Here is a 13,559-nt window from a genome sequence, read left to right on the forward strand (position 1 = left end):
ATCCTTTGCATGCCAAGCTGCAGCTAAGAAATGTAACCTGGAAAAATACTGGCTATGACCGATCTCTCCCATCCCGCACCACAGTTTTCAGCGATTGATGCCGAAAGGCTTGCCAAAGAAGTTTTTGGCGTAAGCGCCAGCGCGTCTGAACTCGATAGTGAGCGTGATTGTAATTTCCGTCTGAAAACCGGAACGGAATCTGATTGGATCTTAAAGATCGTCAATGCCAGCGAACCAAAAGTTGAGAGCGAGTTTCAGACCGCTCTGCTGCATCATCTTTCCATTGCAAAGTCCAGATTGGCCGTACCGCATCTCAAAGCAAGCCTTGCCGGTGACGTCCTCGCCCAAGCCGTTGCTGATGGCGGCGAAAAGCATGCGCTGCGTTTGGTTGGCTGGCTCCCTGGAACACCGCTGGCGCAAGTAACCAGAACATTCGATCTGATGCGCAATCTGGGCCGTTCATTAGGTGAACTGGATCACGCGTTACAGGGGTTCATTCATCCCGGTGCGCTCCGAGACCTGGATTGGGACCTTCGTCATGCAGGTCGTGCGCGTACACGCCTGCACTTCATTGATGACGCAGAAAAAAGAGCACTGCTTGAGCGGTTTATCACTCGCTTTGAAACTCTGATCGAACCCAAGCTTGCAGGTCTACGCGCACAGGTTATTCATAATGATGCAAATGACTGGAATGTTCTGGTCGATAACAAAGACAACGAAAAGATTGCTGGTCTCATCGATTTTGGTGATGCCGTTCATACAGTGCTGATCGCGGAAGTTGCGATTGCATGTGCTTACTCAGCGCTCGACATGGAAGATCCCATAGGCGCGGCGGCGACACTTGCTTCAGGGTTCCATGAAAAATACCCGCTCAAAGCGGAAGAAATTGATCTGCTGTTCGACCTTATTGCGATGCGGCTCGTAACGAGCGTCACAGTTTCAGCCTCACGCCGGGAAAAGACTGACGATAATCCATATCTAGCCATCAGCGAAGCGCCAGCATGGCGTCTTTTGGAGAAGATGGATGCAATGAACCCGCGCTTTGCGACAGCCATTTTGCGCAAAGCTTGCGGCTTTGACGCAATAGATGGAGCAGGGGCTATCCGCAAATGGGTCTCCATTAACGCCAAGACATTTGCGCCAATCGTGCGTCCCGCGCCAGCGACCATGACCAAAGCGATTGTTCCTTATGGTGATGCATCCCATTTCATGACGGTTGCATCAGCGGAACAACGCGCAAGAGAGGCCACACAATGGTGGGACGATTTCTGTGCCCAAAGTAACATCGAACTGGGCATTGGTTCTTGGGGCGAGAAGCGAACTGTCTATACCGATAAGGCTTTTGAATCGCATTTCATCAAGGGTCAGCGCCGCATCCATCACCTCGGGGTGGATTTGTTCATGCCAGCAGGTACTCCGCTTTATACACCACTGGCGGCAACCGTCATAAGCGTTGAAATCGAATACGAACCGCTTGGATACGGCGGTCTGGTCAAGCTGGAACACCGCCCCGAGGGTTGTCCGCCTTTTGTAACGCTTTGGGGGCATATGGCTCACGAGGCGCTGGAGCGTTTGCGGCCTGGTCAGAAACTTCTGGCTGGCAATCTCGTCGGTCATATGGGCGATATTCACGAGAACGGCGGATGGACACCACATCTGCATTTTGGAATGACCACAGACGTCAATCTTACGGCAACCGAGATTTTGGGCGTCGGTGAATCTGCATATCTTGATGTATGGGCAGATTTGTTCCCGGATGTCGCTGAACTGGCTGGCATTCCACCAGAAACGTTCCATCAGGATGGTCGTACCCGAGCCGAAATCATCGAGAAGCGCAAAGAAATCCTGCTGCCAAACCTGTCGATTTCTTATTCCGAACCGATAAAGTTTGTTCGAGGGGAGGGCACATGGCTTATCGATAACCATGGGCGTGCCTATCTCGATTGCTTTAACAATGTCTGTCACATTGGCCATGCGCATCCCGAAGTGGTTGAGGCAATCGCCCGACAAGCGGCAGTTTTGAATACCAACAGCCGTTATCTGCATGACAACATTGTGGAATATGCGGAGCGACTGACAGCAACTTTGCCAGAAGGGCTCACCGTCGCATCATTTGCCTGTTCAGGCAGCGAGGCGAATAGCTTAGCCTTGCGAATGGCGCGCAATCATACCGGACGCGATGAAGCGATGGTGCTTGATTGGGCTTATCACGGCACAACACAGGAACTCATCGAGCTCAGCCCTTATAAATATAAGCGCAAAGGTGGAAAGGGTCGCCCTGCACATGTGTTTGAAGGCGTCATTCCTGATAGCTATCATGCTCCGGAAGATTGGCCTGTTGAAGAACATGCCAAGCGCTTTGCCAGCAACATTGCCGAGCATATCGATACAATGCGCAGTCAGGGCCGGACACCCGCATACTTCCTGGCTGAATCCATTCCAAGTGTTGCCGGTCAGGTTTTCCTGCCGGAAGGCTATCTCAAAGAAGTCTACGCTATGGTTCGCGCTGCGGGCGGCGTGTGTATTGCCGATGAAGTGCAGGTCGGCTTTGGTCGTGTGGGGAGTCATTGGTGGGCTTTCGAATTGCAAGATGTTGTCCCTGATATCGTCACCATGGGCAAACCCATTGGAAACGGTCATCCGATGTCGGCGGTTGTCACAACGCGGGAAGTGGCTGACAGCTTTAACAATGGCATGGAGTATTTCAATACATTTGGTGGCAATCCGGTTTCGTGTGCCGCAGGCCTAGCTGTACTCAATGTTATTGAACGCGATGGCTTGCGCAAAAATGCGCTCGATGTCGGTAATTATCTGCTTGATGGCTTTCGCGAAATGCAAACGCGTTTTGACATCATCGGCGATGTTCGTGGCCAGGGTCTGTTTCTCGGAATTGAACTTGTTGCGGATCGGAAGACCAAGGCACCCGCGACCGCTCTCGCAAAACGCATCAATGATGGTGCAAGACAGCGGGGCATTTTGATGGGCACTGAAGGCCCACATGATAACGTGTTGAAGATGCGCCCATCTATGGTTTTCAATCGCGACAATGCCGATCATCTGCTCAGTGTCCTGAACGATAGTTTTGCAGCCGCTCTGCGGTAGAACGCCTGAACGACATCGCTCCAAATGCCGTACTTTCGCTCGGATAGCCCGGCGGAAATACGGCTACATTGTTTAGCCTGTTCACTTCAATGTCCGCGGAAGAACCTGAGTGGAGCTCTATTAAACGCCGTGGAAGCGCTCGTGTCTTAAGCCGACAATATGCCGGTTGATTCCGTCAATGTGTCGGGCTGGCAGACATATTGCAGGATGCTTGCAAAGTAAGCCTGTGCCAAGCTCACAAATGAAGGTTAGTGGCAAACCATAACCTAAAACAAAAAGACAAATCCAGAGGAAACGGAAAGTCATGAGTTCAAAGCTGAAGAGTCTCATTGCAATCGCAGCGGTTGCTATTACTGCAAGTTTTTCGAGTGTGCCAGCGCAAGCTGATGAGCTGGAGAAGCTCAAAGAGTCCGGCGAGATGCGCATTGCTATGAGCGGTCAGTATCCACCGTTCAGTTTTACGAACGAACAAAACGAAGTGGTTGGTTTTGACGCATCGATCGGTTCTGCAATTGCAGAAAAAATGGGGCTCAAACCAAAGATCATGACAACGCCGTTTGATGGCATTATTGCGGGTCTTCTCGCAAAAAAATACGATGCTGTTGTTGCATCCATGACAATTACATCAGAGCGTGAAAAGGCCGTAGACTTTGTCGGTCCTTACTATCATGCTGGACGTACTATCGTTGTAAAAGACAGCTCAGACATTCAGAAACTCGAAGACCTGAATGGCAAGACCGTTGGCGTCACAATGGGCGACGCCCATGAAAAATGGGCAAAAGCGCAGGGTGATCTGACGGTTCGCACCTATAAAGGCCTGCCTGAAATGCTGATCGATCTGGAGGCAGGTCGCATCAACGCGCTTGTCATGGATAGTATCCCTGTAATGATTGCTGTGAAGGAAACAGGCCAGAAGGTCCGTATTCTGGACACACCAAACATCGAGGGTGGTCGCGTTGCGCTCGGTATTGCAATTCGCAAAAACAATCCGGAACTTAAGGCCGCGATGCAGAAGACCCTCGACGAGATGCTCGCTAACGGTGATTACGAAAAGATCTCCATGCAGTGGATCGGTAGCGACATTCGCTAATCGAGTTTAAATCCGGCCGGGAACAACCTGGCCGGTTCACATGGCTTTCCGGAGTATCTTTATGGATCTTGCGTTAATGCAGCGCGTCCTCCCATTTTTCCTGGAGGCTGCATGGGTCACTGTGCAAATTTCTGTGCTGGCTCTTTTGTTGGGATTCGTCGTCGCAGGCATACTGGTGATCGCACGTCTGTCGAATAGCGCTATACTGCGTTTTTTGTCCGGTGCATATGTTAGTGTGTTTCGCGGCACTCCATGTCTGGTTCAATTGTTTGTTCTGTATTTTGGTGGCCCGCAGATTGGTCTGGAACTGGAGCCTTATTCCGCAGGAGTTATTGGGCTCGGACTGAACATCGGTGCCTATATGGCTGAATCCATTCGCGGAGCAATCGCGAGTGTGGACCGCGGACAAATGGAGGCGGCACGCTCCATAGGCTTTGATAGGGAAAAAACATTACGTTTGATCATCTTGCCCCAAGCCGCCCGTCTCATGATCCGACCATTGGGCGTAAACGCTGTTGCTCTTGTCAAAGGATCGGCATTGGTTTCAACAATATCGGTCGTGGAACTCACCTATACAGCGCAGCGCTTTATCAGTTCAACATACAAGCCTTTCGAGATATTTGCAGTCGCGGCTGTTCTTTACATGATCATTGTTTATGTCGTCGTCATGATTGTCGATCTGCTCGACAAGCGCTTTGCGCCGCGTTGAGGGAGGACACATCATGCCAACACTCGATTTCAGTATCGTTATTCCTTATTCCGACCTTCTTTTGGTCGGACTTTGGTGGACGGTTATTCTAGCCATTGCATCCAGCATTCTCAGCTTTGTTTTCGGCATTCTGTTTGCTCTGGTCGTTCTTTACGCGCCGTCTGTACTTGCATATCCCGTACGCTTCTTCATGTGGCTTTTTATGGGAACGCCTCTGCTTTTGCAGCTCTACCTCATCTATTATGGGCTTGTGCAAATCGGCATTGATATTCCGGCACTTTTTGCAGGTATTGTCGGTCTGAGCCTGCATTTTGCAGTCTATAATGCGGATGTCATTCGTGCAGGTATTGTTTCGGTTGATCCCGGACAAACCGAAGGTGCCCGTTCAATCGGCCTGAGCCGCGGACAAGCACTACGTTATGTCATCATTCCGCAGGCGATCCGGAACACTATTCCGCCTATCGGCAACAACATGATCGTTTTGCTCAAAGATACATCGCTTGTTTCGATTATCGGAATTGCTGAACTGGTCAATAGTGCACAGATAGCCATCAGCGAAACCTATAGCCCATTTGAGTTTTATCTCACTGCGGCTGCACTCTATTATCTGGTAAACCTCGCTATGGAAGCAGGGCTGCGGCATATTGAAAGAAAAGTGGAGGTAACGCGATGAGCACGCTGAAGCCAATGGTTGAAGTTAAAGGTGCCCGCAAAGCCTATGGCGAACTGGAAGTTCTGAAGGGAATTGATCTTTCGGTATCGCGCGGACAGATCATAGCAATTATAGGTCCAAGCGGTTCAGGAAAGAGTACGCTTCTGCGTTCCATCAACCATCTTGAAACGTTAAATGGTGGCGAAGTCTGGCTCGATGGGACACAAGTCAACCAACCGCTCAAAGGGCAGGCCTTTGAAAAGCACATCAACTCTGTGCGCCAGCAAATGGGAATGGTTTTCCAGCACTTTAATCTGTTCCCACATTTGACTGTTCTGGAGAATATCACGCTTGGTCCGATCAAGCTTAAGAGCATGGCCAAGTCGCAGGCACGTGAGCTGGCGCTTGAGCTGCTTGCCAAGGTTGGATTGGCCAGTAAGGCAGATGTCTATCCTTCCCGCCTCTCGGGCGGCCAGAAGCAGCGCGTGGCGATTGCTCGTGCATTGGCGATGCAGCCCAAGGTTATGCTGTTTGATGAAGCGACGTCGGCACTCGACCCCGAGCTGGTTGATGAGGTGAATCTTGTCATGAAGCAGCTTGCTGCCGAACACATGACCATGCTGATTGTCACGCACGAAATGCGTTTTGCTGGCGAAGTTGCCGACAAGATCTTGTTTATGGATTGCGGCGTGGTCGTTGAAGAAGGGACACCTGATGAACTCTTGCGTAACCCTCAGCAGGATCGCACACGCACATTCCTGAAAAATTATCTGGCGGTGTGAGCTTTTTAAGGGCGTCGCCATGTAATTAATATGCATTAAGGCGCTGATCAAAATCAGCGCCTTAATGCTTGCTGCCCAACGGACATTTCATTTGTGGCAATGCAACACGGTTGTTTTCACGCGTTTGTGCCCTAGTTTCCTTTGTATGCCAAAGTATAAAGAATCCAAAGAGCCGATGGAACAAACTGCGCCGTCGCTATTTTCCTTTCCCGGGTTTCACTATTTAAAGACCGATGTGTCTACGAATAGAGCAGATTTTTCTGACCTGACAAGATTGTCTTTCTTTTTTGATCTTGATGGCACCCTCCTTGATTTTGCATCCACGCCTGATGCTGTTCGTGTAGAAGCAGGCCTGCAAGAGAGACTGGAACTCTTGTCTAAGCGCACATCAGGTGCGGTCGCCATTGTAACCGGTCGTTCAATCAAGTTTGTTGATCAGCTATTTCCTCGGCATTCGTTTTTCGTAGCCGGCCTTCACGGTGCCGAGTTTCGCTTCGGGTCAGAAAAATCTTCGACATATGAAATGGCTCACTCGAACGCCGAGTGCCATGACGAATGGTATTTGACGGCCCTCGATATGGCCAAAGGAGAGGCGGATCACCTTGAAGGTGTCATTTTCGAAGACAAAGGCGGAGCCTTTGCCCTTCATTATCGTTTGGCACCAGACAAGGAAGAAGCTGTGCGTCACATCATGACGGCAGCTGTGGAAAGTGCCGGGGGAGCGTATTCGCTACAAGGTGGGAAGTTTGTTTTTGAGCTCAAACCAGCTGGCAGTGACAAGGCTCAGGCGTTGCGTCGTTTCATGCGAGTAGCCCCTTTCAAAGGCAAGCGTCCGGTTGCCGCGGGAGATGATCTCACCGATGAAGCGATGTTTCTTGAGGCCAACTCGATGGGAGGCGTCAGTATTCGGGTTGGCCTGCATGACGTCGGAAACAAAACCAACGCTTCGATATTTACCGAATCGCCAGAAAAATTCAGGTGCTGGATAGGGGGGCTTTTGTAAGTGAAGCAGTTCAATGATGAATTAGAAAATGCAATTTCGATACCGCATTTGAATCTGCCGGAGGATATTTCGTGAGTCGCCTTATCGTTGTTTCCAACCGCGTGCCCAATCCGGACCGTCCGCCATCTGGCGGCCTTGCGGTTGCCGTTCAGGCCGCGCTTAAAGAGCGAGGTGGAATCTGGATGGGGTGGTCAGGCAAGTCAAGCGGTGAGAAGGAGCCCGGGCCCCTTGTGATAAGAGAAGAAGGTGAGATTACCTATGCTTTGTCAGATCTTTCGGATCAGGACCTGTCCGAATATTATGAGGGTTTGGCCAACAGTGTTTTATGGCCACTCTGTCACTACCGCATTGATCTGACCGATTATACACGTCGAGATATGGCAGGGTATCTCAGGGTCAACCGCTTGTTTGCGGAGAGATTGCTGCCGCTAATTGAACACAATGACATTATCTGGGTGCACGATTATCACCTGCTGCCTTTGGCTGCAGAGCTTCGGCAAATGGGGATCAAGAACCGCATTGGTTTTTTCATGCATATACCATGGCCGTCGCCGGATGTTTATCTGACATTGCCTGTACAAGGAGCATTGTTAAATGCGATGACAGCGTTTGATCTCATCGGATTTCAAACGGACGACGATGCTGAAAATTTCGCCCTATGCCTCCGCCGTGGTGGGGTAGCAAAGCCTGTCGAGGGCGAAACCGGATTGTTCCGTAACCCAAGCCGCGAGTTTCGGATAGGCGCTTTCCCTATTGGAATTGATGTCAACTCCTTCTCCCACACCGCTCAATCGGCAATTATAAATCCTACAATCCAAAGGTTTAAGCAATCTCTGGAAGGAAGAGATCTGATTGTAGGGGTTGACCGCCTCGATTATACCAAAGGACTGCCTGAGCGATTGAAAGGTTTTCGCCGGTTTCTTGAGGTGAACCCGGCATGGCATGGACGCATAACATTACTTCAGGTCACCCCTAAGAGCCGCTCGGGCGTGGCAGAGTATGATGCTTTGCAACATGAAGTTGCTGAAATTGCTGGTCATATTAACGGTGCTATTGGTCGTCTCGATTGGACACCTGTACGATATGTGAACCGGGCTTTCGGCCAACAATTACTTGCTGCTGTCTATAGAATGGCCAAGTTGGCCCTTGTTACTCCACTTAGAGATGGAATGAATCTCGTCGCAAAAGAATTTGTGGCTGCACAAGATCCTCAAGATCCGGGCGTACTTGTTCTTTCGCGCTTTGCTGGCGCAGCTCATGAGCTTGGTGAAGGGGCACTATTAGTTAATCCATACGACGTGGAAGCGATCGCCGACGCTATTGCGCGTGCTGCTTCCATGACCTTGGATAAGCGGGTAGAACGCTATAAATTGATGATGGAAGCTGTTGAATCCAATGATGTTTTTCATTGGTGTCGCAGTTATCTTGATCAACTTGCCACTGAGGTAAAAGCTACTTGAAAACCGAAAAGAAAAGGCCGACCGGATGAAAACCCGGCCGACCTTGATACGCATACTATCGAGCTATTCAAGCTGCGAGTGCTTCGTCAGCTGTCGTTGGCACTTCAGAAATTGTCTTAAGAACCTGAGAGGCGATCTGATAAGGGCAGCCCTGTGAGTTAGGGCGGCGGTCTTCTAGATAACCCTTATAATTGTTCTGGATGAACGAGTGCGGTACGCGGATCGAAGCTCCGCGATCACCAACACCATAAGAGAACTTGTTCCAAGGCGCGGTTTCATGTTTGCCGGTCAGGCGCATATGATTATCAGGACCATAGACTTCGATGTGGTCCTGTAGGTTTTTGTCGAACTGAGCCATCAGAGCTTCGAAATAGGCTTTTCCACCAACTTCGCGCATGAATTTGGTCGAGAAATTACAATGCATTCCCGAGCCATTCCAATCGGTATCGCCGAGAGGCTTGCAGTGGAATTCGATATCGATGGAATACTGTTCACAAAGACGCAGAAGGAGATAGCGAGCAATCCAGATCTGGTCGGCAGCGCTTCTTGAACCTTTACCGAATACCTGGAATTCCCACTGACCCTTGGCCACTTCAGCATTAATGCCTTCGTGATTGATGCCAGCTGCAAGGCAGAGATCGAGATGTTCTTCAACAATCTTACGTGCGATCGATCCGACATTCTTATAACCAACACCGGTGTAATAAGGGCCCTGCGGTGCAGGAAAACCCTGCTCTGGGAAACCGAGTGGGCGACCGTTATCGTAAAAGAAATATTCCTGCTCGAAACCAAACCAGGCGTCTTCGTCATCAAGAACGGTCGCACGGCTGTTGGATGGATGCGGTGTAACACCGTCAGGCATCATGACTTCGCACATGACAAGCGCACCATTGGTACGGGCCGGATCTGGATAAATTGCAACAGGTTTCAATACGCAATCCGAGCTACGGCCTTCTGCCTGCATCGTAGAAGAACCATCAAAGCCCCAATAAGGAAGCTGGTCAAGAGTTGGAAATGCTTCGAACTCCTTGACCTGGGTTTTGCCACGCAAGTTTGGGGTAGGGGTGTAACCATCCAACCAGATATATTCGAGCTTATATTTTGTCATCGCCTAGTCTCTTTTGTTCTGCGTATTAAACCGGTTCTTTGCACTGCGGCATTCGTCATTTGCCCAACAATGCGCTTGATTTATTAGAAGCAAGTGCCGTGCCAATTGGGATCCTCAAGCTACAAATTATGCTTCTGCGGCCATAAGCGAACTTAAGGCGCTTTTTGGTTTAATTAGTAGAAATGGAAGGTGAGCTAAAGGCAATTCATAGGCATAACGCTCTCTAATAATTGCTTATAAAATAGGCAATTGTATAAAAACGCGTCATTATATGCGCTTAGATGAAATGCAATCCGATCGCTGCTTGAATTGTCTGTGTGATGCGTATCTTATCGGAAACGGGCGGAACCCTTCTCGGATGTTTTAGCTTCCTGGTAGAAGCTCAGAGTGCGGAGCCCACGTTTTCAATACTTTTCGCAATGTGGACAGGCTCTGATACCCTGCCTCCAAACCGGCTGCTGCCAAAGGCACACCTTCTGCTCGCCGGCGCATGACATGGGAGACCCTTAATCGCTGGCGCCATTCGATAAAACTCATACCTGTTTCCTGGCGAAATTTGCGGGTCATTGTACGGCGGCTCATGCCGACCTTATCAGCCCAGTCATCGATGGTCAGATCGTTTCCCGGATTGTCGAGTAGATCGCGGCAGAGTTTGCGCAGTTGCTTCTCGGCAGGCAACGGAACGGTATAAGGTTGTTGGTCAGCATTGCGAATTTCATCAAGGATAAGAGCTGAGAGATGTTTGCCCCTGCCAGTTTCATCATAAAGCACGGGTTCGTTTGCCAGTGCCTGTATACTGGCATCAAGCAGCGCCGAAACTTTCAAAATCCGCGTAGGCTCCCAAAATCCACGCAAAACACTTTCCTCTAAGTAGACGGAATGCATTTTTGTTTCGCCAAAGGTCTGCACCGCGTGCGGCAGGTCAGGTGCTATAAGAATTGCGTAGCCGCTAGGGAGCATGAATGCTCCTTCTTCGGTCATTGCTGTCATATAGCCGCTATTGCCGTAAAGAAGTTGTCCACGTCGATGACTGTGCCAGCCGAAGTTCATACTGACTGTATATTCACGGTGCATTACGGCCAGAGGTCGTTTGATGTTCTGATAATCAATTGCATGCTTCGGTCGCATTCAGTCTTCCATTTGGCCCAATTTGACTAAAAAAGTCATATTTGATGGAAATCGCAGAATTTTGACCCGATTGCAACCGAGTTTGGCCTGACTCAACGAGTGATGATGAATATATTCTGCTTCGCAACGCATTGATATGCGGGTGTAATTTAGAATTATTCTGAATTCTAGGATTACGCAACATCAAATTTGACAGCCAAGACCTGCGGTGTTTATCGCCAGCGGGAAATATCTCGTTCACGTGATGAACGACCAGGAGAGCCGAATTGAATACGAGTAGCACCGCTGCCCGCGAACCGAACGCTAAGAGCAAGACAGTGTGTTGCGGTGCACATCCCTTACTCAAGGCAGTACTTTTGGCAGGAGTGGCTACTATCGCTCTTTCCGCGCCAACCCTGGCGCAGGATGCGGGCTCCATCCAATTGCAAACTATCGAAGTTCAGACATCTGGCGGGAAGGGGCCGCTCGCTCCAGTCAAGGGATACATTGCCGATTACAGCCGAGCAGCCACCAAGAGTGACATTGCCATTCGCGAGGCTCCGCAAGCAATTTCTGTTGTGACCCGCGATAATATGAATGACAGAGCGGTTCAGTCGGTCAGTGAAGCGATGCTTTACAGCGCTAATGTGAATGCGCAGCGTTATGGCGCCGATGTTCGTTCAGATTATTTTACAGTTCGAGGCTTTCCGGCAGATCTCTATCTCGACGGTCTGCGTGTTCCCCAGATTGCCAGCCAGTCCGGCGGCTATTCCGGTTTTGTTGTCGAACCCTATTCGCTTGAAAGCGTAGAAATTATGCGTGGCCCAAGTTCGGCTCTTTTCGGCCAGAGCAATGTTGGCGGCATCGTCAATATGGTTAGCAAACAGCCGCAGGCTGAAGCAGCCCACGAGGTCTATTTGCGCGGCGGAAGCTTTGGGCGCAAGGAACTGGGCTTCGACACCACCGGGGCGATCAATAATGACCCGCGCTTTACATACCGTCTCAACGGCATGTTCCGCGACAGCGATACTTCCTATGATTTTGGCAAGAATAATCGATTTGCGATCAATCCAAGCTTCGCATGGCGTCCTAATGCAGACACAAGCCTGATCATATCGGGCGGTTATCTCAAAGACGATATGGGGCAAGCTGGTGTTATCGTTCCAGCTTACGGCAGTGTTTTGCCGAGCCCATCGGGACAAAGCATTTCGCGTGATTTCTCGGATGGCGACCCACGCAACGCCATTTATAAAAAGGAAATTGGCTACGTAGGATATGCGTTTGAACATCGTTTCAACGACACCTTCACGCTGCGCCAGAATTTCCGCTATTCGCACATGAAAACCGATTATCAAAATCTGTTTACAGGCGTTTTACCGACAAGCAGTTGGAATGGGCACACAATTCCCCGTACCAATTATCTTGCACAGCCTGAACTTGATGCAATTGCGTTCGACACGCAGCTGGAATCCCGGTTCGATACTGGTCCCGTGTCTCACACCTTGCTTTTTGGTGTTGATCAGCAATGGCAGCGTTTAGACAATTACACAGCTTCGGCGAGCGGCCCTTCGCAGGACCTCTTCAACCCGACCTACGATAAGTCCATTTCCAAGCTTTCGCCGACGACACGGCTTTTGCAAAAACAGTATCAAACTGGCATCTATGTCCAGGATCAGATTGAAGCAGGCAATCTTCGGATAACGCTTGGTGGCCGTAAGGACTTTACGCGCATTGATTCCGAGCAGACGACACTCTCCACCGGGCGCACCGTGGATTACGATCAGAACCCCGACAAGTTTACCGGTCGCGTTGGTGTGGCATATGTTTTCGATTCAGGCTTTGTACCTTATGCACTGTATTCGACATCTTTCTTACCAACGCTCACACTTGCAGATACCCCGCTCAAGCCGACAACCGGCACGCTGAAGGAAGTTGGTCTGAAATACGCGCCGGAAGGTGAAGATTATTCGGTCACGCTCTCTGCATTTGAAGCCGAACAACAGAATGTCGTCAATCGTATCTCCGGCGTATATTATCAGACCGATGAAGTCCGCGTTCGTGGTGTGGAGCTCGAGGGAACGGCACGCTTGTGGAACCGGCTGAACGTAACGGGCGGTTTAAGCTTCCAGGACCCGGAAGTCAGCGAAAGCCAAAATCCGGCGCAGATCGGCAAGTTGCCTTATACGGTTCCGAAGAACCAGCAGTCATTGTTTCTGAGCTATGATGTGCCGTTGCCTGACAGCATGAATGGCAATCTGGTTGTCGGTGGCGGGGTGCGCCGTATTGGTAAGACTGCGGGTGACACACTCAACACCTTCTACGTCCCGTCCTATACACTTGTTGACGCGTTCCTGCGTTACGATCTCGGTAACTATCGCTTACAGATCAATGCATACAATCTTGGCGACAAGAAATATGTGGCTGGGTGCAATTCAACAAGTCAATGCTATTTTGGCCAGGGCCGATCCGTTGTCGCAACGACGAGTGTTCGATGGTAGCAGCGTTTTCACGACGCGAGATTTTGGTGGGAGCAGCTTTGGCCGCTC

Annotated in this window: 10 protein-coding genes; 8 read left to right on the top strand and 2 right to left on the bottom strand. The window is 50.2% G+C overall.

The annotated features are described in order from the left end of the window. Positions 1–54: 54 nt before the first annotated feature. From OIV19_RS08140 to otsA, 7 genes are all read left to right on the top strand, one after another. Positions 55–3,102 (top strand): aminotransferase class III-fold pyridoxal phosphate-dependent enzyme, encoded by a 3,048-nt coding sequence (locus OIV19_RS08140; protein WP_264231190.1) that lies wholly within the window; start codon positions 55–57, stop codon positions 3,100–3,102. 304 nt (positions 3,103–3,406) lie between these two features. Beyond that, entirely contained in the window at positions 3,407–4,192 is a 786-nt protein-coding gene (locus OIV19_RS08145; protein ID WP_264231191.1) for an ABC transporter substrate-binding protein, read from the top strand. Between the two features lie 61 nt (positions 4,193–4,253). Then, positions 4,254–4,901 carry an amino acid ABC transporter permease gene (locus tag OIV19_RS08150; protein WP_094573745.1) on the top strand — a complete coding sequence of 216 codons (648 nt, stop codon included), beginning with the start codon at positions 4,254–4,256 and terminating at the stop codon, positions 4,899–4,901. Between the two features lie 13 nt (positions 4,902–4,914). Continuing rightward, the gene (locus OIV19_RS08155) at positions 4,915–5,574 is read left to right on the top strand and encodes an amino acid ABC transporter permease (RefSeq protein WP_264231192.1); all 660 of its coding nucleotides are present in this window, start codon (positions 4,915–4,917) and stop codon (positions 5,572–5,574) included. Then, complete coding sequence (locus OIV19_RS08160; protein WP_319637590.1) at positions 5,571–6,335, top strand: ATP-binding cassette domain-containing protein; 765 nt, start codon at positions 5,571–5,573, stop codon at positions 6,333–6,335. The genes OIV19_RS08155 and OIV19_RS08160 overlap by 4 nt, the downstream gene beginning before the upstream one ends. A gap of 64 nt (positions 6,336–6,399) precedes the next feature. Then, positions 6,400–7,338 (top strand): trehalose-phosphatase, encoded by a 939-nt coding sequence (otsB, locus tag OIV19_RS08165; RefSeq protein WP_264231193.1) that lies wholly within the window; start codon positions 6,400–6,402, stop codon positions 7,336–7,338. Positions 7,339–7,409: 71 nt separating this feature from the next. Further along, positions 7,410–8,798, top strand: coding sequence for an alpha,alpha-trehalose-phosphate synthase (UDP-forming) (gene otsA, locus OIV19_RS08170; RefSeq protein WP_264231194.1), 1,389 nt, complete (start codon positions 7,410–7,412; stop codon positions 8,796–8,798). A gap of 67 nt (positions 8,799–8,865) precedes the next feature. Here the strand turns inward: otsA and OIV19_RS08175 are convergent, their stop codons facing one another. Together OIV19_RS08175 and OIV19_RS08180 are read right to left on the bottom strand one after the other, a co-directional pair. After that, positions 8,866–9,906 carry a glutamine synthetase beta-grasp domain-containing protein gene (locus tag OIV19_RS08175; RefSeq protein ID WP_094573740.1) on the bottom strand — a complete coding sequence of 347 codons (1,041 nt, stop codon included), beginning with the start codon at positions 9,904–9,906 and terminating at the stop codon, positions 8,866–8,868. 363 nt (positions 9,907–10,269) lie between these two features. Continuing rightward, positions 10,270–11,034 carry an AraC family transcriptional regulator gene (locus OIV19_RS08180; protein ID WP_264231195.1) on the bottom strand — a complete coding sequence of 255 codons (765 nt, stop codon included), beginning with the start codon at positions 11,032–11,034 and terminating at the stop codon, positions 10,270–10,272. A gap of 266 nt (positions 11,035–11,300) precedes the next feature. On the opposite strand from OIV19_RS08180, the gene OIV19_RS08185 reads away from it, so the two are divergent. Further along, positions 11,301–13,511 (top strand): TonB-dependent siderophore receptor, encoded by a 2,211-nt coding sequence (locus tag OIV19_RS08185; RefSeq protein WP_319637591.1) that lies wholly within the window; start codon positions 11,301–11,303, stop codon positions 13,509–13,511. Positions 13,512–13,559 lie beyond the last annotated feature (48 nt).

The sequence above is a fragment of the Brucella sp. HL-2 genome (assembly GCF_025846885.2).
Taxonomy (GTDB): domain Bacteria; phylum Pseudomonadota; class Alphaproteobacteria; order Rhizobiales; family Rhizobiaceae; genus Brucella; species Brucella quorumnocens.